The following is a 21,117-nucleotide window of genomic DNA, read 5'->3' as shown; positions in this document are numbered from 1 at the left end:
TCCCGCCTTCCCGAACATTTATAGTTTTCACTTTCCCGAAAAAAACATAACGGAAAACCATTGCCATGGGATCCAAAAAGTATTGTTAAGAACGGATTAGAAAGCCTGCATAAGCCTACTTTCTGCTATACCTTGGCTTATTAAAACGCTCGCTGCGCTCCCCGCCGTCTGACAGCTCCTCTGAGAACTCATAGTCCTGCCGCGGCTGTCTGCGTCGTTTTACTCCATGGAGATTGAGAAGAGAAGTTCTGCTTTTCTTTTCCACATTTATCTCTCCTTTATATATTTAGATTAAACCGCCAAATTGCATGCATGTCTATTGCTGAGATAAACAAAAAGAACAGTCTTTTATTGTAGACTGCTCTTCTTAGCTATATTCTTTTTCCAAAAAATCATACGGTGTTATATTTCCCATTCCTATCATTGGATCGGCTTGAAGAAGCTTTTCTTCGAGAGAAAGTGTTTCCGTAAGAGAAGACTCAGCTGTATCTTCAAGCTCTGTTTCATCATTAAACAGGATTGCATCTCTCAGCTTTTCAGAAAGAGTGGTCAGGCGGGCCTGTTCATCCGCACGTTCCACACCGATTTTCAATGCATCTTCTTCACCGCACAATATCAAAAATTGTCTGCTGCGGGTAATGGCAGTATAAAGGAGATTTCTTCTAAGCATCCTGTAATAGCTTTTAACAACAGGCATAATGACGATCGGAAATTCACTTCCCTGGGATTTATGGACAGAGCAGCAGTAGGCATGAGTGATCTGGTTTAGATCCTGCTTTGTGTATGTAGCTTCCGCCCCATCAAAGGTTACAACAATCATATCCTGTTTTTCCGTATTTTCCTTTGCGAAAAAAATAGAAACAATTTCACCCATATCCCCGTTAAAAACATTGTTCTCAGGCTGGTTGACAAGCTGAAGGACCTTATCGCCAATTCTGTATTTCACATCACCAAAGGACAGCTCTTTCCTCGACCCATCGGGATTTGGATTCAGTATTTCCTGCAGTATTTCGTTTAGTCTGTCGATGCCTGCAGGTCCGCGGTACATTGGGGCAAGCACCTGAATATCTTTAGAAGAATAACCTTTCTTTTTGGCATTCAGGACAACTTTTTCAACAACATCAGCAATTTGGCCCGGCTGGCATTTGATAAATGAACGATCAGATTGCTGTGCAGAGATGTTCGCAGGAAGCTTGCCTTTTTTCATTTCATGTGCCAGTTCAATAATTGAGGATCCTTCAGCCTGCCTGTATATATCTGTTAAACGGACTGTTGGAATGCGTTCTGAGCGCAAAAGATCCTTCAAAACCTGGCCGGGACCCACTGATGGCAGCTGGTCTTCATCACCAACCAGGATCACCTGCATATTTTCAGGAAGTGCTTTGAAAAGCTGATTTGCCAGCCAAATATCAACCATTGATGTTTCATCTACGATTAAAATCCTGCCTTCTAATGGACTTTCCTCGTGCCGGTCAAATCCTTCAGAACCATTCCAGCCAAGAAGGCGGTGTATTGTTACTGCGGGAAGCCCTGTTGATTCTGCCATCCGTTTTGCAGCTCTTCCTGTAGGGGCTGCCAGCAGGAAGGGAAAGGGTTCTTCCTTTTTATAATCTTTGGGTTCCAGGGAGCAGCCATGCAGCTCGGCATATAACTCAACAATCCCCTTAATAACGGTTGTTTTTCCTGTCCCCGGCCCGCCGGTCAATATTAGCATAGGAGACATAAGAGCTGTTTGAATGGCTTCCTTTTGAGTTGGGGCATATTGGACACCCAGACGTTCCTCCAAATTCCCAAGGGCCAAAAGAAATTCAGACTCCGGGAACTGTTCATCATACTGGGTTTGATTTAGAATCCGCTTAATATTGGTTACTAGTCCCTTTTCGGAAAAATAAAGAGATGGAAGGAAAATTTTCTGGCCTTCAGCCATGATCTTCCCTTCCTCTTCAAGCTTAATCAGTTCATTGGAAATATCCTTGTATTCAATCAAATCACGCTTATTTTCCTCCAGCAGCTTCTTCACACTTTGCAAAAGAAGCTTTGCTTCAATATAAACATGGCCTGCCTGCATGCTCTCCGTTTCCAATATGTAGAGGCAGGCAGCTTTTATACGGTCAGGATGATTGCCTGATATTCCGATTTGATATCCCAGTTCGTCAGCACGGCCAAATCCGACCCCTTCTATATCCTCAACCAGCTTATAAGGATTATTTTGAACGACTTCAATTGTCGTTTCTTTATAGACCTGGTAAATTCTCATGGAAAGCTGCGGGCCAAAGCCATATTGATTCAGTGCGATCATGGCTTGCTCAAGGCCCTGGTGTTCCATCAGCGTATCGTAAAGCAATTTAGCTTTTTCAGGTGACAGCTTGGGAACACTATCGAGCAGGGACGGCTGATTTAGAATACGAGTAATCGCATCTTCTCCAAGTGTCTCCACGATTTGCTCGGCTGTTTTCTTGCCAATCCCTTTAAATAATTCACTTGATAAATAATTGGCTACGCCTTGTTTCGTCTGGGGAAGATCTTTCCTGTAATGGCTTGCATGGAATTGGATGCCGAACTTAGGGTGGTCTTTGAATTCACCATAAAAAATATAGGTTTCTTGCTCATGCATCTTTGGCAGATAGCCGGTAATGACTGCTTCTTTTTCATCATAAGAGTCATTCGTTTCATCAACCCTAATGCGCACAACCGTATATAAGTTTTGCTCATTATGAAAGATAGTGACCAGATGTCTGCCCTTTATGAACTTCCCCTGTTCGGCAAAAAGATCCATGGAATCCTGTTTTTCCATTTCCATTCCCTCCCCTAAAAACAACTTTAATTCAATTCGCTGCCGCCCTTTTCAATCAGCTTTTTTCCGTAGCCCGCAAGCATATGGTCCGGCTGAATTTCCAGTGCCTTATTGAAGTAAGCAAGTGCTTCATTATCGTCTTCCTTAAATCCATATGCTACTCCAAGATTGTAGTAAGCATCTGCATGCTCCGGCTCAATTTCGATGCACTTTTTCATCTGCCTGATCGCTTCATCAATGTATTCCTGCTGTGCCAGGCATAATCCATATTGGAAATGCGCTTCGGCGTCATTTTCATTCAGCTCCGCACTTCGCTGCAAATAAGGCAAAGCCAGTCTTCCCTGGTCAAGGGCTATTAGGGACATGCCAAGCATGAAGAAATTATCTGCAGTTTCCAGCCCTTTTTGCAATGCAGTTTCAAACATCTTTTTAGCTTCATCAAACTGCTGTAATTCATAATATAAATTTCCGGCACTGTAGTAAGCAGCACCTGCATTTTCATCAAGTCCGATTGCTTTCTCATAGAACTTCAGCGCTTTTTCGTTTTCACCTACAGCTGATAGCACATTTCCAAAGTTAATATAGGAAACAGGATCTGAAGGATTCTCTTCAATTGCTTCCATAAAAACCTTCGCTGCTTCCTCCCATTTTCCTTCTTGCATATATTGAATACCCATTTGGTTTTTATCCATTATTCATCACTCCATTCAAATCAAAGTATAGCATATTTGAATTCACCTTTTCCGCTGCCTTCTATTCCCGTAATAAAACCCCGATCCTTTGATAGGAATCGGGGTCCGTCTTTTCTTAACCTACATAATCCAGCTGTTTGCCATCCTTGAATATTTCATCAATTGTTCCTCCGCCAAGGCACTCGTCTCCATTATAAAAGACAACCGCCTGACCAGGGGTAACAGCCCGAATTGGCTCCTCAAAAGCAACTTTGACCTTGCCATCTTCAAGTATTTGAACCTTTACCCTGCTGTCAGCCTGACGATATCGGAACTTAGCCGTACATTCAAATTCCTGCGGCAGTTCTGAATTTGTTACCCAGCTGCTATTAACAGCAATAATGGAGTCTGAATAGAGCATTTCATTGTGGAAGCCTTGTCCGACATACAAGACATTTCTCTTCAGGTCTTTACCGATGGCAAACCAGGGTTCACCTGCTCCGCCAATGCCAAGTCCATGCCGCTGTCCGATGGTATAGTACATAAGGCCATCATGCTTGCCGACAACTTTTCCGTCCATAGTTTCCATGTTTCCGGGCTGTGCCGGAAGGTAATTCCCAAGAAACTCCTTGAAGTTGCGCTCACCAATAAAGCAGATTCCCGTACTGTCTTTCTTTGCTGCAGTTGCCAAACCGGCTTCTTTTGCAAGTTCACGAACTTTTGATTTTTCAATGTCGCCAATTGGGAACATCACTTTCTCAAGCTGCTCCTGTGTCAACTGGTTCAGGAAATAGGTTTGGTCCTTGTTATCATCAAGGCCTCTCAGCATTTTGTATTCGCCATCCCTGAATTCCACACGCGCATAGTGTCCTGTCGCCAGATAGTCGGCGCCGAGGTTCACAGCATGTTCAAGGAATGCCTTAAATTTAATTTCTTTATTACACATAACATCAGGATTAGGTGTCCGCCCTGCCTTGTATTCTTCAAGGAAGTAGGTAAATACTTTATCCCAATATTGCTTTTCGAAGTTGACTGCGTAATATGGGATGCCGATTTGGTTGCATACCCGGATGACATCATTGTAGTCCTCTGTAGCGGTACAAACACCATTTTCGTCTGTATCATCCCAGTTTTTCATGAAGATGCCGATTACATCGTAACCCTGTTCTTTCAAAAGCAGGGCCGCCACAGAAGAATCAACGCCTCCGGACATACCAACCACTACCCGGGTATCCTTTGGATCTTTGTTCATCTATTTCACCTCTATTCCTCACTCATAATTCTGTCCGTTGATTTCCGCTGCGGACACTTGCTTTCCGCGGGAGAGATGCGAGCCTCCTCGGCTCCGCCTGTGGGGTCTCGCACTTCTCTCACTTCCCGCAGGAGTCAAGTGCCCTCCGCTCCAATCAACTCAGTGTAAAAACTTAGTGACAAATTAAAAGCAATTTCTTAAGAATCATGTTCATCCTAATGCATGTTTCCAATATCTTAATCTATTTAGCCAGCCGTTTCACGATTTTAGCTGTTTGTTCTGCTGCTTGTTCGACTTGTTCTTTTGTATTAAAGAGACCGAAGCTGAAACGGATGGAATTTTGCAGTTTGTCTGAACCTTTTCCAAACATGCTGACAAGGACGTGGGATGGATCGATGGAGCCTGCAGTACAGGCCGATCCGCTTGATGCTGCTATTCCAGCCAAATCAAGGTTAACCAGCATGGCTTCAACATTTGTTCCGGGAAAGCTTAAGTTTAAAACATGAGGAAGGGAATAATCAAGCAATCCGTTCAGTTCAAAAACAGCATCTTCCTGTTTCAGTTTATCCATGAACAGCATCTTAAAAGAATGCAGTTCTTCCCGCTTAGCTTCCATCTCCTTCTGAGTGATCCGGACAGCCTCCTGGAAGCCTGCAATAGAAGGAACATTTTCCGTTCCTGCCCGGCGCTTCCTTTCTTGTTCACCGCCAAATAGCCGTGAAGAAAGCTTCACATCAGGATGGGCATATAAAAATCCGATCCCTTTTGGGCCATTTATTTTATGGGCGGAGACGGAAAGCAAATCCACTCTCAATTCCTGCACATCAATTTTTTCAAGCCCATATGCCTGAACAGCATCAGTATGGAATTTGGCAGGATGCTCTGCCAATAACCCGCCTATTTCCTTAATCGGCTGAAGAGCCCCTATTTCATTATTTCCGTACATGATCGTTACGAGTATTGTATCCTCGCGCAAAGCATCTTCAACGTCCTTTACCGAAACACGCCCATTTGGATCAACAGGCAAATACGTTACCTCAAACCCCTGTCTTTCAAGCTCCTCACATGCATGCAAAACCGCATGATGTTCAATTTGAGTTGTGATAATGTGTTTGCCCCTATGGCGGCAGGATTCAGCCGTTCCAAAAATCGCATGATTATCAGCTTCTGTTCCGCCGCCTGTAAAAATAATATCATTGGCTTTTGCACCAATACTGTTTGCTAAAGCAGATCTTGCTTCATCGACAATGTGGCGTGCACTCCTCCCGAAATAATGGATGCTTGAGGGATTTCCATATTCAGATTTCATGACTTCAGTCATCCGTTCAATCACTTCCGGATGCATTGGCGAAGTCGCTGCATGGTCAAGGTATATTCTTTCCAAATTAGTTCACCTACTTCATTTCATCCTGCTGCTTGTATTTCCCACGAAAATTATTCTATGATTAAGGCCTAAATATAAAACATATAAGCATCCGATTCTCCGGTATCTGTATGGCTGGCAAGATCTTCTAGCGTTGTGTTATCAAGCACATCTTTCACTGCATCACGAATTCGCATCCACAGTTCCCTCTTTGCAGGCTCCTCATCTTCAATTCCTTCCACTGGACTGATCGGTCCTTCCAGAACTCTGATGATATCCCCGGCGGTAATCTTTGCCGGCTCATTGCCTAAAATATATCCGCCGTATGCACCGCGGATGCTTTTAACAAGCCCGGCGTTCCGAAGCGGAGCAATAAGCTGCTCCAGATAGTGCTCAGACAGGTCATTGGTCTGGGCAATCGATTTTAATGAAGTGGGACCTTCCCCATGCTTTTTAGCTAATTCAATCATTATAGTTAAACCATAACGGCCTTTAGTAGATATTTTCATCAGCTTGCACCTCTATCCTTTTCTTAGAGCATTTTAATCGCAACGATTTATCCTTTTCTATTAAGCTTTTCCAAAAAACGGTCAATTAAAGCTTCACAATACAGTAAAGCTGCCCCGGCAATTCGCCTGGCTGCCGAATTCCCTTAAAATAATCGGCTTCATTATATATGAAATGTTAAATCCTTACTAAGATTATAGACTTTTGACATTATAGCATATTTCACGGAGAAAAGGTGCGCGAGGGATTGAATCCCGTACGCTTGCAATGGCGGTCTAATTGATTTTACAGCAGGAAATGTTATGGTATCTTAAATAGAAAGCGGAAGCTTTGCTGAAAATTGATAGGCAGACTGCAAACTGCCGGCAAAAGGCTGGAGTGATAACTTTGAACATTAAACCTCTTGCATTCCGGATGAGGCCGAGAACGATAGATGAAATCATCGGCCAGGAGCATCTTGTTTCAGAAGGAAAAATTATTTATCGCATGGTGCAGGCTAAGCAGCTCTCATCGATGATTCTGTACGGGCCTCCAGGCATAGGCAAGACGTCGATTGCAAGTGCCATTGCTGGAAGCACCAAATATGCTTTCCGCACTTTAAATGCAGTGACTAATAATAAAAAAGATATGGAAGTGGTAGCGGCAGAGGCAAAAATGTCGGGTAAGGTCATTCTGCTTCTGGATGAAGTCCATAGGCTTGATAAAGGCAAACAGGACTTTCTGCTTCCCTATCTGGAAAATGGCAGCATCACTTTAATTGGCGCCACAACCAGCAACCCATATCATGCAATAAATCCTGCGATCAGAAGCCGGTGTCAAATTTTCGAACTGAAGTCTCTGTCTGCAGATGAAATTAAAAAAGCACTGGCAAGAGCCTTGCAGGATAAGGAACGGGGCCTTGGCAATAAACAAACCGATGTTACCGAAGAAGCTCTAACTCATCTGGCCACTGCTTCGAATGGCGATGTCAGAAGCTCCCTTAATGCCTTGGAACTGGCTGTACTTTCAACAAAAGAGGATGAAGAAGGCATCATTAAAATTGACTTGTCTGTTGCCGAGGAATGCATTCAGCGCAAAAGCTTTACACACGATAAAGATGGGGATGCCCATTACGATGTATTATCCGGTTTTCAAAAGTCTATCCGCGGAAGCGACGTAAATGCTGCGCTTCACTATTTGGGCAGATTAATTGAAGCAGGCGATCTGCAGAGTATAAGCAGAAGACTGCTGGTTATTGCCTATGAAGATATCGGCCTTGCATCACCCCAAGCCGGAGCCAGAACTCTCGCAGCCGTTGAAACAGCCGAAAGAATTGGATTTCCGGAAGCAAGGATACCGCTTGCAAATGCGGTCATAGAGCTTTGCTTATCTCCAAAATCCAATTCTGCATACAAAGCTTTGGATTCTGCCATTGCAGACATTCGGGCAGGCAAAAGCGGTGAAGTCCCCGATCATTTGAAGGACGCCCACTACAAAGGAGCCACAGAGCTTGGAAGAGGCACCGGCTATCTGTACCCTCACGATTACGAAACAGGCTGGGTCAAACAGCAGTACTTACCGGACAGAATAAAAAACAAGGTATACTATCAGCCTAAGAAAACAGGCAAATTTGAACAGGCATTAGCATCGATTTATGAAAAACTCCGTAAATAGCAAAAGGTCTGGCAGCGATGCCAGACCTTCTCTTATTTACTAAGCAGAAACATCTCTTTTATTAAATACATAAAATGCAAGCACCTGGAAAAGCAGGAAGTAGATAAAAATAATCATGATCGAAAATCCAAGTGTCATTCCCTGAACCATTGGCACTCCCTCAAAATATTGAAGAAGATCTGTATTGGCAAAAAGGCTGTACTTTGCCCAATCATACTTCATGGCTATCAGTCTTGTGACTTGTCCTCCCATAAACATCAGAAACAGCGAAAGTCCTATTGCCAGAGAGCTATTCCTGAAAACTGCCGAAATCATAAAAGCCATGGTTGCAAGCATAAGCATATTTATGGATTTAAGGCCATAATAAGCTATCAGATGAAGTCCCATGCTTTGCTCTTCCACTGTCCCATTGTAATAATATAAATAAGGAACTACTTTTTCAGGGAATCCAAAGAGGAGACCGCCCAGAAGTGCTGAATATCCGAAGAGGACGGCCAGCAGCATCAGACCGAATAAAATCACGGTAATATACTTTGCTCCGAGGATTTTCACTCTTTTGATAGGCCTAATCAAAAGAAGTTTGATGGTTCCCCAGCTAAACTCATTTGCCACAATCCCTCCGGCAATGATGATGGTAAAAAGGCCGGCAAATTCAATCAGCTGTGAGGTATCGGATACAAATCCCCAGACAGAGTATTCCTCATTCGGTGAAATATCATGCTGGATTCGGTATTCATTAAGGGCAATCTCCCTCAGATACTGTTCCTTCATATCTCTGGGAACCGTTTCTCCCATCTCTTCAAGCTGTTTTTGATAGCTTTCGTTTTGAGTCTGCAAGCCCCTTTTCCATTCCGTATTATCCGGGACCGTCCCACCGCTTTCCTGATATTTTATAAAAGCGCCTGCAACAGTCGTCATGATTAAAAGCAGTCCAATCATGACAAAAGTCCCCGGGCGCCTAAAAATCTTCATCCATTCATTTTGAATCAGTCCGGGCATGTTCGGCACCTCCCTTGTACTCAGTAACTTCCAGGAAGCGATCTTCCAATGTTTTGGTTACTTCACGGACAGCAAAAATATTAATATCTTTCCGGACCAGCTCCTTTACCATCTCAGGAATGCGTTCACGGACGAGCGGAAGAATCACGCTGTTTTCAGTGGTCTGTATAGGTAATTCGGGGTATATACTTTTTAACATTCTTTCTGCTATATCAGGGTCATCCACTTCCATTTCATACACTTTTTCTTTTCCCTGTACAAAATCACTGATGTGCTGAACATCAATCAACTTCCCGTTTTGAATAATGCCGATTCTGTCGCACATCATTTCCATTTCAGATAATAAATGGCTTGAAACAATGACAGCCATTTCTCTGTCTCTCGCAAGCATCCTCAGATGATCCCGAATCTCCCTGATGCCTGCCGGATCAAGCCCATTCGTAGGCTCATCCAGAATGAGGATTTTGGGATCATGCAAAAGACACTGCGCCAGACCAAGTCTCTGCCTCATTCCAAGCGAGTATGTCCTCACTTTATCATGAATACGATCAGTCAGACCTACCAGCTCGACAATCTCATCAATTTTCTCCTTTGTCACTCCTTTTGACATTCGTGCATAATGGATGAGATTTTGATAACCTGACAAAAACTTATACATCTCAGGATTCTCTACAATAGCTCCAATATGGGAAACCGCTTTTTCGAAATCTGTTTTAATGCTGCTGCCAAGAATCTTTATGTCCCCGGAAGTAATGCCGATCAAGCCCACCAGCATTCGAATAGTGGTGGTTTTACCTGCACCGTTTGGGCCAAGGAAACCGAATACCTCTCCCTTTTTCACGTCAAAGCTGACAGAATCAATTATTGTTTTTCCTTTTATCACTTTTGTCACTTCCTGTATTTCTACAAAAGTATCCATGTATTCATCCTCCTCCCAGATAATAATGTTTTGTCCGTTTTGCAGACATCTTTAAGGCCGGGATCTAAATTAGATTTGCTCCTTGCTATTTTACCTTTCACGGGCTGAGAATGGAATATTTTCATCTATTAAGGTGACGATAAGCCTAACAATAACAATCGTATTTTCGAGGTGATCAAAGAAATGAAGGAACGGAAAGACTTATGGAAGCCGGAAGAGGATCAATTACTCGAAGAGACAGTACTTGAATACACATCAAATGGCGATTCAAAAGCATCAGCCTTTAAGAAGGCTAGTACAGAGCTCGGACGTACGGTTTCAGCCTGTCAATATCGATGGAACATGGTCATTACAAAAAGAGAAGATCATGGATCAGAAAAAAGCTCAAGGAATACTGCTGGCACTCAAACACCTGAAACTCCTGATACTGCTCCGCCAGCCAATTTGGCTCAAGTCATACACTTTTTAAAAAACTATGCCAAGACAAAGCCTAACCCAGAGCAAATGAAGGAAAATAAACGTCTGCACGAAGAACAAGTTCACTTAAAGCTTCAATATGAGCAGTTAATTAAAAAGTTGAATGAAAAAGAAGCGGAATATAAAAATCACCTTTTGCAATATGAGGAAATGGCATGCATCCTGAAAGAAGCAGACCAGCTACTGAAGAATGACAGCATAGAAGAGAAAAGAGCAGTTCATTAACTGCAGGAATTTCAGGACATTTAAACGCGCAAAAACCGGCCTGCTGAAGGCCGGTCTCTTTTCAGTCATTTACACGTGCAATTTTTATATCGCTTAGAAGTTCTCTGTTTACATAGCTGGCCATGATTAAACCAGCAACAGAAGGAACAAATGCGTTAGAAGATGGCGGCATTTTGGCCTTTCTGATTTCAGCATCATCTTTTCCAACTGTTTTTCGGACATCTTCCCGGATTACGATCGGGCTTTCATCGGAAAATACTACCGGAACGCCTTTTCTGATTCCTTCTTTTCTCAGGCGCGTGCGGATAACCTTAGCAATCGGGTCGGTATGAGTTTTAAAGATATCAGCAATCTGGAACCTGGTTGGATCCATCTTATTTGCAGCACCCATACTTGAGATCATTGGAATTCCTCTATTCAAGCATTCTTTTATTAGATGAATTTTATAGGCAATTGTATCGGAAGCATCAACTACAAAGTCCAGACCATAATCAAAGAATTGCTCATAAGTTTCTTCCGTATAAAACATTTTCAAAGCAATAACTTCACAGTCAGGATTGATATCCTTGATTCTGTCTTTCATTAAATCCACCTTTGGTTTCCCGACAGTGGATAATAAAGCGATGACCTGCCTGTTCACATTTGTAATATCAACATCGTCTTTATCAACCAGCACAAGCCGGCCAACACCGGAACGCGCCAATGCTTCCGCTGCAAAGGAACCAACTCCTCCAATGCCCAGTACGGCAACGGTACTATTTTTCATTTTTTCGAGGCCTTCTTTGCCAATAGCCAATTCATTTCTGGAAAATTGGTGAAGCATATATATCAACTCCATCAGATGTTATTTAATAAGCATGTTTTATCTTATACCCGATAATGAATATATCATACTTTAATATTAAAGCAAGTAGTTCTATGGGATTAATGATATTAGCATTTTAACCTAAAATCAAAACTTATCTTCAATAGTGTTAACAGCGTTATCGTATTTAAAACTAATCTTCTTAGCAGTGATCATAATAAACAGACACAAAAAATCCATGCCTGAGCTGGCATGGATTTTTATCGTCGTATGTACTAAAGAGTCCCAATCGTGCCGTCGCTGTTGATGCCCTCGTTTTGAACCCGCACTCAGCAGGTGGGTGTCCTGTTTCCTGCGTTTGTAAGTCCTCATCCATGAGGCATTTACGCTGCTGGAAAACTCCGGACTCCCGAAGGAATAATGTTGGTCAAAATTTCAGGTTTTACAACGAACACATCAGGACTCTTTATTTATTGATATGATCATATCACACGATTTTGTCTTTTTCAAGCTGCTGAAATGGAGGTGATATGGACAAATATATCCATTTTCTTCCTTAAGATATGGAAGTTTCCCTAAAAGTCAGGAGTAACTTCCTGGTTTAACTTTCTGAAAAATAAATTTTTTCAGCAAATTAACCATTAAATAGGAAATTACTCACTTTTTTTCAAATTAAGTGCTAAATTCAAATCATTTAGCTGCGATTGGCTGACTTCCCCGGGAGCTTCTGTAAGCACACAGCTCGCACTTGCAGTTTTAGGAAACGCAATTGTATCCCTCAGGTTTGTTCTGCCGGCTAATAGCATTACGAGTCTGTCCAATCCCAGGGCAATACCACCATGCGGAGGAGTTCCGTATTCAAATGCTTCAAGCAGGAATCCAAACTGTTCTACAGCTTCCTCTTTTGAGAATCCGAGCACACTGAACATTTTCTCCTGAATATCTCTTTCGAAAATACGCAATGAACCGCCGCCAAGCTCGTAGCCATTTAACACAAGGTCATATGCTTGTGCACGGACCCCAGCAGGATCCTTATCAAGAAGATCTAAATCTTCTCTGGCAGGCATTGTAAAAGGATGATGGGCTGCATAATAGCGGCCTTCTTCCTCATCGTACTCCAGAAGCGGCCAGTCTGTAACCCAAAGGAAATTAAATTTGCTTTGATCAATCAGCTCAAGCTCTTTTCCGAGCTTTAATCGCAGAGCGCCAAGTGCATCAGCGACTACACTCTTCTTATCAGCAACAAAGAGGAGCAAGTCTCCTGGTTCTACTGACAAAGCTGCGTAGAATGATGTTTGCTCATCTTCAGTCACAAACTTGGCAATCGGCCCCTTTAATCCGTCCTCTTCAGCTTTTAACCACGCAAGCCCTTTTGCACCATATACAGCTGCAAACTCTGTTAGAGCATCAATATCTTTTCGGGAATACTTTCCTGCCCCATTTTTCACATTAATGGCCTTAACCTGGCCCCCGGAAGCTACTGCTCCGGCAAACACCTTGAAGCTTGACTCTTTCACTATTTCCGACAGATCCGTTAATTCCATCCCAAAGCGTGTATCCGGCTTATCAGAACCAAAACGGTCCATCGCCTCCTGATAGGTCATGCGCGGGAATGGAAGCTGGACATCCAGGCCTTTTACTTCTTTCATGACCTTTTCCATCATGTTTTCCATCAGGCCGATGATTTCTTCCTGGCTCATAAAGCTCATTTCGATGTCGACCTGAGTAAATTCAGGCTGGCGGTCTGCACGCAGGTCTTCATCACGGAAGCAACGTGCAATTTGGTAATAGCGTTCAATACCGCCTACCATTAATAACTGCTTAAAGATTTGAGGGGATTGCGGAAGAGCATAGAATTCACCCGGATGCACACGGCTTGGAACTAAATAATCACGGGCTCCTTCCGGGGTGCTCTTCGTTAGGATCGGTGTTTCTACATCAAGAAACCCTTCGCTGTCAAGAAAATCCCTCATAGCTTTTGTTACTTGATGACGCATTTTAAAGGTATCAAACATAACCGGGCGTCTCAAATCCAGATAGCGGTATTTAAGACGGACATCCTCGGAAACATCTGCATTATCACCAATAACAAAAGGAGGTGTTTTTGCTTCATTTATGATTGTAACTTTTTCAGCTTTTATCTCAATGCGCCCTGTTTTCAGATTCTCATTGATCGTGCCATCTTCACGTGCAATTACTTCTCCCTCTATATCCAGCACGAATTCATTGCGGATCTTTTCAGCTGCTGCAAGAGCTTCAGGGGATACTTCCGGATTGAATACAACCTGAACGATGCCAGTGCGATCACGAAGATCGACAAAAATCAGGCCGCCCAGATCCCGGCGTTTTTGCACCCAGCCTTTTAAGCTTACTTTTTCTCCAATAGATCTTTCCGTTACTTCCCCGCAAAAATACGTTCGCCCAAACATACTAATTCCTCCTGTAAACACAAGTTTATGATTGATAAAGTGCTGTGAACTTCTCTATAAACGAATCAAGTTCAACCTCTGTTTGCTCCCCTGATTCCATCGATTTTACATTAATTTTATTCGCTTTAAGTTCATCTTCGCCCAGGACAGCAACAAATTTCGCATTCGAGCGGTCTGCCGCTTTAAACTGCGCTTTAATTTTTCTGTCAAGATAATCTTTTTCAGCAGAATATCCTGCCATCCGAAGTTTTTGAAGAAGGCCGACTGTATAATCCTTAGCTTCCTCTCCAAGGGAGACAAGGTAGCAATCAATGCTCTTAGCAAGAGGCAGATCGACCTTTTCCGCTTCAAGAGCAGCAATGAATCGCTCAATACTTAAAGCAAACCCGATTCCCGGCGCTTCAGGACCGCCAATTTCCTCAGTGAGGCCATTGTATCGTCCGCCGCCGCAAAGAGTAGTAATAGCTCCGAAACCTTCGGAATCACTCATAATTTCAAAAGCTGTATGATTGTAGTAATCCAGGCCGCGAACAAGATTCGGATCGACCGTAAAGTCAATATCCAGGTTCTTTAGATACTTTTGAACCTTTTCGAAATAGGTTTTGGAATAATCGTTTAAAAAATCTAAAATGGATGGAGCAGATTTCATAAGTTCATGTTCACGATCTTGTTTACAGTCCAGAATGCGCATTGGATTCTTCTCAAGACGGTTCTGGCAATCCTGGCAAAACTCACCAATCCGCGGCTTAAAGTGGTTGACCAAGGCTTCTCTGTGTGCAGTTCGGCTTTCTTTATCTCCAAGGCTGTTCACAATCAACTTAAGCTTTTGCAGACCCATGCTTTTATAAAGTGACATTGCCAGTGCAATTACTTCTGCATCAATTGCCGGATCTGCACTGCCGATCGCTTCGACACCGAACTGGACAAACTGGCGGAAACGACCAGCCTGTGGGCGTTCATAACGGAACATAGGCCCCATATAGTAAAGCTTTACAGGCTGGCTTGCATCGCCATGCATTTTATGCTCAACAAATGATCTTACAGTTGAAGCTGTTCCTTCAGGACGAAGGGTCAGACTGCGGCCGCCGCGGTCTTCAAATGTGTACATCTCTTTTTGAACAATATCCGTTGTATCTCCAACACTGCGAAGAAATAATTCTGTATGTTCGAATATTGGTGTCCTGATTTCACGGTATTGAAACTTCTCACAAAGCTCCCTTGCCTTCTCTTCAATCAATTGCCATTTCTCAACTTCTCCCGGCAGAATGTCCTGCGTTCCCCTCGGTATTCGAATTGACATAAAAATTACCTCCTAATGCAAAATGATAAGTATGTATGAAATTTCAGATTTGCAATCGTAAAAACAAAAAAAACCCCCGCCTCCTTGTATATTAAATACAAGGGACGAGAGTCTGGTTTTTCCCGTGGTGCCACCCTAGTTGAAGCCTATAAATAGACTTCCTCTTTTACAGTTAACGCCTGTTAACGTTCAGCTCCTACTAAAGATGAATCCTTTTCAGAGAGAAACCTACGAAGTGTTCTTTCGTTAAATCATCATGTGAGAATGCTTTCAGCCGGGCGGCATTCTCTCTCTTTTCATGTGGGGTTTAACTACTCTTCTCCATCAATGGTTTATTATCGAAAAGCATGAACGCCTTGGTCTGGCGCTGCAGCTAGACATTTAATTGTTTTGTCATTTTATTTATATTATAATACGGAGCATTTCCTTCAATGTCAAGACTAAAAACATGCTATGATCGTTCCAGCCTTTTTTTCAGTTTTCTTACATCCCTGAGAGATAGTCCAAACTCTGACGCGAGTTCGATCATGTTCGAGTTCTGTTCTTTTTGTATAAAATCATGAAAATCCACCCCAAACAGCTGATTTTCACCAGATTGTGCAGACATTCCTTTTTCTCCAAATCTCATTGTGCTCACCCTTTTTTATGTAGTCTGTTCTATTCTTGCCATTTTCAGTTGAAATGTTTCATAAGGGAAAAATTAATTTCCCAGCTAAAAATGATGGATGATAATCCGATATTAGAAGGGATATTGCACAAGATGGAGAAGTATTTTAGGACCAAAGTTCTCTTGACTGCCGGCACCTTGTTTGTTTTTCTTTTAATAAGGATTTTAATTTTGAAAGGAGGCGGCCTGTTGAAGAAAAGAAAGCCACTTATTCTCGTGATATGCCTAATGCTTTTTGCCGGCATAACACAGACGGAAACACAGGTTAAAGCTGAAAACAGTTCTGTAACAATCACCACCAGCAATCTTAACGTCCGTCAAGGACCTGGTTTAAGCTACCCCATTCTGGGACAAGCCCAGAAAGGAGATCAATTTAACATCCTTTCCCGTGAAGGAGAGTGGATTAAAATTAATTTCCAGGGGGAAAATGGATATGTCGCAAGCTGGCTTGTTTCCAATTTGACTTCAAATCAGACAGGAGAAAAAACGGCAGGTGAAAATTCCCAGGCAGTTATCACAACAGATGGCCTTAGGGTGAGAAAGGGTCCTGGTACAAGTTACGGCGTTCTGGGGACCATCCAAAAAGGAACAGCCTATAAGGTCAAGAGCACAGAAGGAAGCTGGGTTAAGATTCAAACTCCATATGGAGATGGATGGGTGGCAACTGAATTTATCAAATTCAGCAGCACACCAAAGAAAAGTTCATCCGGCAGCAGCCAAACCGGGACTATCACGGCAAACTCTCTAAATGTGAGAAATAAGCCTTCTCTTCAAAGTGACATCATCGGCAAACTTAATTCGGGTGAGACAGTTGCGGTTCTTTCTCAAAATAACAGCTGGACAGAAATCTCTTTCTCAGGAAATACAGGATGGATCAGCAGCCAATATATTACGGTTCAATCCTCACAATCAGAAAGCAAACCAAAACAGGCTTCATCCGGAAAAACCGGCACTGTAACAGCAACCACTTTAACCGTAAGAAACAAAGCATCGTTAAATGGAAAACCAATTGGTTCAGTTGCCAAAGGCCAAGCTTTCTCCATTCTTGAAGAAGCTAATAATTGGGTAAAGATTGAATATCAGCCTGGTTCTTATGGATGGGCGGCAAGCTGGTTCATAGACATAACAGCCGAAAAGAACTCCGGCTCCTCTCAGCAAAATATAAACGGCAGTTCTGCAATTATCTTACATAACGGATCAAATATTAGAAAAAAAGCGAGTACCCAGTCAGGTGTCGTCCACAGGGCAAATAAAGGGGACAGCTTCGAGATTATCAATCTGAATAATGATTGGTATGAAATTCGCCTGCCAAACGGCGGAAAGGGTTTTGTAGCAGGCTGGATCGTTTCAGTTGAAGGATCTGCACCTGCAGTAACAAAGCCGGGAGCGGAAAAGCACCTGAATAATAAAACTATTGTGATTGATCCCGGTCATGGAGGCCGTGATAACGGGACAACAGGAGCAAGAGGGACACGTGAAAAGGACATTACTATCAGGACCGCTCAAGTGCTTGCCGAAAAATTAAGGGCTGCAGGTGCTAATGTCATTCTGACCAGGAGCGGAGATACCTATTTGCCGCTGCCTTCGAGAGTAGGCATTTCACATCATCATAATGCAGATGCTTTTATCAGCATTCATTATGACAGCACGCCGGACCGGACTGCTCGGGGAGCGACTACCTATTACTATCATCCTTTCCAAAAGGAAATCGCTGCCAATATCCACTCCAATGTAACTGCGATGACAAACCTGAGAGATCGGGGATATAGAGTCGGAGACTACCATGTAATCAGGGAGAACAAACGGAATGCCGTTCTGATTGAACTTGGATATCTAAGCAATCCGGCAGAAGAAGCCCTGATTGCTTCTGCACAGTATCAGCAATCAGCAGCAGCAGGAATTTATCAGGGACTTGCCCGCTATTTTAAGAATTAGCAAAAAAGCCCCGGCACTCAAATTGGGATGCCGGGGCTTTTTGCTTTCATTATTTGCTTTCTAAGATTAAGGTAACTGGCCCATCGTTGGTTAACTGAACATCCATCATGGCGCCGAATTCACCTGTTTCGACTTTCAGGCCTTTAGCTTTCAGAAACCGGTTGAAAGCATTATAGATTTTCACGGCATGCGCAGGCTTGGCCGCATCCATGAAATTGGGCCGTCTGCCCTTTCGGCAATCTCCATACAGTGTAAATTGCGAAACTGAAAGAATTTCACCTTTCTGATCGAGCAGTGATAGATTCATTTTGCCGGCATCATCTTCAAAGACGCGAAGATTGGCAATCTTATCAGCCAGAAATGCTGCGTCCTCTTCTTTATCTTCATGGGTGACTCCAACGAGCAAAACAAACCCCTTTTTGATGCTTCCAACGGTTTCTCCGTCCACCGTTACACTGGCTTCTTTGCTTCGCTGCACTACAACACGCATTCTATCTGCTCCCTTTAGTTCATAATCCTTCTTACCGCGTAAATATCAGGGATTTGCTTTATCCGCTCTACAACCCTTTGCAGGTGGCTTACATTGTGTATAGCAATGGACATATTGATCGTTGCTGATTTGTTTCGGTCCGAACGGCCCGATACGGCTGAAATGTTGGTTTTCGTTTCATTAACAGCCTGAAGAACCTCGTTCAATAAACCTCTACGGTCATAACCGGTAATTTCTATTTCAACATTATATTCTTTCCGGTCATTTAATGCTGTTTCCCACTCTACCGGGATGAGCCTTTGTTTCGCATCATCCGTTTCGATATTAGGGCAATCATCACGGTGTACAGAGACACCTCTGCCCTTTGTAATAAACCCGACGATTTCATCCCCCGGGACAGGATTACAGCAGCGGGAAAGGCGAATGAGCAGGTTATCTATGCCTGAAACCCGGACACCGGATTCGCGTTTTTTCGCTGAAGTAAATGTCTTTAGTTCCGAAACAGCATTTGTAATATCGGAGGTTTGTTCAAGGTCGCGCTTCTTGCGCCATTTTTCTGTAAGCCTGTTGGCAACCTGAAGGGCTGTTACCCCATTATAGCCAACAGCAGCATACATATCTTCCTCAGTAGCGAAATTAAATTTCTCTGCAATCCTTTTGACATTATCAGGTGTCAGGATTTCCTTCAGCTCAAATTCCATATTGCGGATTTCCCGTTCAACAAGCTCTTTCCCTTTTTCCACATTTTCTTCTTTTCTTTGCTTTTTGAAGAACGTCCGAATTCTATTTTTTGCCTGTGAAGTCTGAGCCAGCTTCAGCCAGTCTTTACTTGGCCCATAGGAATGCTTGGATGTCAGAATTTCAATGATATCCCCGGTTTTCAGCTTATAATCCAGGGTTACCATTTTCCCATTCACTTTGGCGCCGATAGTCTTGTTTCCTATTTCCGAATGTATCCGGTAAGCAAAGTCAATCGGGACTGACCCGGAAGGAAGCTCGATGACGTCCCCTTTGGGAGTAAACACAAACACCATATCGGAAAACAAATCAATTTTCAATGATTCCATGAATTCTTCAGCATTGGCTGCATCATCCTGGAATTCAAGTATTTCACGGAACCATGTCAGCTTCTCCTCGAAAGAAGAGCCCTCATTCACTCTTTTTCCTTCTTTATAAGCCCAATGTGCAGCAATACCAAACTCAGCAATTCTGTGCATATCCATAGTGCGGATCTGGACTTCCAGAGGGTCGCCCTTTGGTCCGATAACCGTAGTATGAAGTGACTGATACATATTCTGTTTAGGCATTGCAATATAATCTTTGAAACGGCCGGGCATTGGCTTCCAGCAAGTATGAATAATCCCGAGAACCGCATAGCAATCCTTAATGCTGTTTACAACAATGCGTACAGCCAGCAAATCATATATCTCATTGAATTGCTTATTTTGAAGGGCCATTTTACGGTAGATGCTGTAAATATGCTTCAGGCGTACCGAGATTTCTGATTTAATCGAGACCTCTGACATTCTGCTCCTCATAACATTGATTACATCATCTAAATACTCTTCCCGCTCCGCCCTTTTTTCTTCATCAGGTTTACAATCCGGTAATACTGCTGCGGATTTAGGTACCTCAAGGCTGTATCTTCAAGCTCCCACTTAATCTTGGAGATTCCAAGCCTATGGGCAAGAGGCGCAAAGATTTCAAGTGTTTCATTTGAAATGCGGCGCTGCTTTTCAGCCGGCAGATGCTTGAGTGTCCGCATATTGTGAAGGCGGTCAGCAAGCTTAATCAGGATTACACGGATGTCCTGGGCCATAGCCACAAACATTTTCCGGTGGTTTTCAGCCTGCTGCTCTTCCTGAGATTTATATTTAATTTTCCCCAGCTTTGTTACACCATCGACAAGCATGGCCACTTCTGAATTGAAGGCTTCTTCGATATTCTCCAATGAGACTTCGGTGTCTTCAACCACATCGTGAAGAAAGCCGGCTGCAATCGTAGATGGATCCATCTCAAGATCAGCAAGTATGCCTGCTACCTGGATTGGATGGATGATGTATGGTTCACCGGATTTTCTATATTGTTCACGATGGGCATGCTTGGCAAACTCGTATGCTTTTTTAACAAGCTCTGCATGCTCATCGTTTAAATATTCTTTTGCCCTGTTGATGACTTGCTCGGCGGTCAGAACTTGATCGTTCGCCATGGAATCACCTTTATCTCCCTGAATTTTATGCAGTTGCATAATGTAATAATTTTGAAAATGGTCATAAATAACAAGTTATTAAAAAAATTAATATTGCTACTATTATCGAAAAAAAAAGTGAAGATGTAAAGGGATAGACTGTTATTTTTATGGGAATAACAAAAATTTTGTCGTTTTTTGTCCTAATTCCTTTATTGTTTTTCCAGAAATGGATTTGGAAACCCTTTAAATACTATTTTTAAAAAATTAAAAGGCTCTTTTCGTATAAATTGTTGTTTTCACCTATTAATGTTGCCCGTTGATTTCCGCTCCAGGTTGCTCGCTTTCCGCGGGACGTTGAATAAACTTCCCCGAAAAAACACCGCACGAAGAAAATGCGAATGCATTTTCGAGGATCTCACGCTCCAATCAACTCAGTAAAT

General features: G+C 42.9%; 16 protein-coding genes, 1 other RNA gene, 1 pseudogene and 1 other annotated feature. Of the genes and pseudogenes, 3 read left to right on the top strand and 15 right to left on the bottom strand.

The window, feature by feature from the left end; translation table 11 throughout:
* Positions 1–115 precede the first annotated feature (115 nt).
* The 6 genes from LLY41_RS06180 to cymR form a co-directional block, all read right to left on the bottom strand.
* Positions 116–265: a hypothetical protein gene (locus LLY41_RS06180; RefSeq protein WP_179289091.1), complete on the bottom strand. Its 150-nt coding sequence runs from the start codon at positions 263–265 to the stop codon at positions 116–118.
* A 102-nt stretch (positions 266–367) separates the two neighbouring features.
* Entirely contained in the window at positions 368–2,794 is a 2,427-nt protein-coding gene (gene recD2, locus LLY41_RS06175; protein WP_304587185.1) for an SF1B family DNA helicase RecD2, read from the bottom strand.
* Positions 2,795–2,820: 26 nt separating this feature from the next.
* Positions 2,821–3,486, bottom strand: coding sequence for a tetratricopeptide repeat protein (locus tag LLY41_RS06170; RefSeq protein ID WP_095245929.1), 666 nt, complete (start codon positions 3,484–3,486; stop codon positions 2,821–2,823).
* Between the two features lie 115 nt (positions 3,487–3,601).
* The gene (gene mnmA, locus LLY41_RS06165) at positions 3,602–4,717 is read right to left on the bottom strand and encodes a tRNA 2-thiouridine(34) synthase MnmA (protein ID WP_304587183.1); all 1,116 of its coding nucleotides are present in this window, start codon (positions 4,715–4,717) and stop codon (positions 3,602–3,604) included.
* Positions 4,718–4,958: 241 nt separating this feature from the next.
* Entirely contained in the window at positions 4,959–6,101 is a 1,143-nt protein-coding gene (locus LLY41_RS06160) for a cysteine desulfurase family protein (protein ID WP_304587182.1), read from the bottom strand.
* Between the two features lie 68 nt (positions 6,102–6,169).
* Positions 6,170–6,589 carry a cysteine metabolism transcriptional regulator CymR gene (cymR, locus tag LLY41_RS06155; protein WP_095245932.1) on the bottom strand — a complete coding sequence of 140 codons (420 nt, stop codon included), beginning with the start codon at positions 6,587–6,589 and terminating at the stop codon, positions 6,170–6,172.
* 385 nt (positions 6,590–6,974) lie between these two features.
* Here cymR and LLY41_RS06150 point away from each other — a divergent pair, with 385 nt between their 5' ends.
* Complete coding sequence (locus tag LLY41_RS06150; protein WP_304587181.1) at positions 6,975–8,240, top strand: replication-associated recombination protein A; 1,266 nt, start codon at positions 6,975–6,977, stop codon at positions 8,238–8,240.
* A gap of 39 nt (positions 8,241–8,279) precedes the next feature.
* Here LLY41_RS06150 and LLY41_RS06145 read toward each other — a convergent pair whose 3' ends face one another.
* Together LLY41_RS06145 and LLY41_RS06140 are read right to left on the bottom strand one after the other, a co-directional pair.
* A complete protein-coding gene (locus LLY41_RS06145) occupies positions 8,280–9,239 on the bottom strand; it encodes an ABC transporter permease (protein ID WP_304587179.1) in 960 nt (319 codons plus the stop codon).
* Complete coding sequence (locus tag LLY41_RS06140; RefSeq protein ID WP_304587178.1) at positions 9,217–10,158, bottom strand: ABC transporter ATP-binding protein; 942 nt, start codon at positions 10,156–10,158, stop codon at positions 9,217–9,219. Before LLY41_RS06140 ends, LLY41_RS06145 begins: the two co-directional genes overlap by 23 nt.
* A 183-nt stretch (positions 10,159–10,341) precedes the next feature.
* Here LLY41_RS06140 and LLY41_RS06135 point away from each other — a divergent pair, with 183 nt between their 5' ends.
* Complete coding sequence (locus tag LLY41_RS06135; protein WP_304587177.1) at positions 10,342–10,860, top strand: hypothetical protein; 519 nt, start codon at positions 10,342–10,344, stop codon at positions 10,858–10,860.
* A 61-nt stretch (positions 10,861–10,921) separates the two neighbouring features.
* On the opposite strand, the gene LLY41_RS06130 is transcribed toward LLY41_RS06135, so the two are convergent.
* The 5 genes from LLY41_RS06130 to LLY41_RS06110 form a co-directional block, all read right to left on the bottom strand.
* A complete protein-coding gene (locus tag LLY41_RS06130; RefSeq protein ID WP_304587176.1) occupies positions 10,922–11,683 on the bottom strand; it encodes a tRNA threonylcarbamoyladenosine dehydratase in 762 nt (253 codons plus the stop codon).
* 260 nt (positions 11,684–11,943) lie between these two features.
* Positions 11,944–12,131, bottom strand: a non-coding RNA gene (gene ssrS, locus LLY41_RS06125) — 6S RNA.
* Positions 12,132–12,318: 187 nt separating this feature from the next.
* Entirely contained in the window at positions 12,319–14,094 is a 1,776-nt protein-coding gene (gene aspS / locus LLY41_RS06120; protein WP_095245938.1) for an aspartate--tRNA ligase, read from the bottom strand.
* Between the two features lie 25 nt (positions 14,095–14,119).
* A complete protein-coding gene (gene hisS, locus LLY41_RS06115) occupies positions 14,120–15,394 on the bottom strand; it encodes a histidine--tRNA ligase (protein WP_304587175.1) in 1,275 nt (424 codons plus the stop codon).
* A gap of 97 nt (positions 15,395–15,491) precedes the next feature.
* Positions 15,492–15,731, bottom strand: a binding site (T-box leader).
* Between the two features lie 114 nt (positions 15,732–15,845).
* Complete coding sequence (locus LLY41_RS06110) at positions 15,846–16,022, bottom strand: hypothetical protein (protein WP_048010351.1); 177 nt, start codon at positions 16,020–16,022, stop codon at positions 15,846–15,848.
* Positions 16,023–16,250: 228 nt separating this feature from the next.
* Here LLY41_RS06110 and LLY41_RS06105 point away from each other — a divergent pair, with 228 nt between their 5' ends.
* Positions 16,251–17,996: an N-acetylmuramoyl-L-alanine amidase family protein gene (locus LLY41_RS06105; protein ID WP_304587172.1), complete on the top strand. Its 1,746-nt coding sequence runs from the start codon at positions 16,251–16,253 to the stop codon at positions 17,994–17,996.
* 49 nt (positions 17,997–18,045) lie between these two features.
* Here the strand turns inward: LLY41_RS06105 and dtd are convergent, their stop codons facing one another.
* Both dtd and LLY41_RS06095 read right to left on the bottom strand, forming a co-directional pair.
* Entirely contained in the window at positions 18,046–18,486 is a 441-nt protein-coding gene (dtd, locus tag LLY41_RS06100; RefSeq protein WP_304587171.1) for a D-aminoacyl-tRNA deacylase, read from the bottom strand.
* Positions 18,487–18,500: 14 nt separating this feature from the next.
* Positions 18,501–20,695 (bottom strand): annotated as a pseudogene (locus LLY41_RS06095) (RelA/SpoT family protein).
* Positions 20,696–21,117: the final 422 nt, after the last annotated feature.

This window comes from Cytobacillus firmus (assembly GCF_023612095.1).
Classification (GTDB): Bacteria; Bacillota; Bacilli; order Bacillales; family Cytobacillaceae; genus Cytobacillus.
Note: the sequence above shows the minus strand (reverse complement) of the source record. Positions and strands in the feature narration are given on the sequence as shown.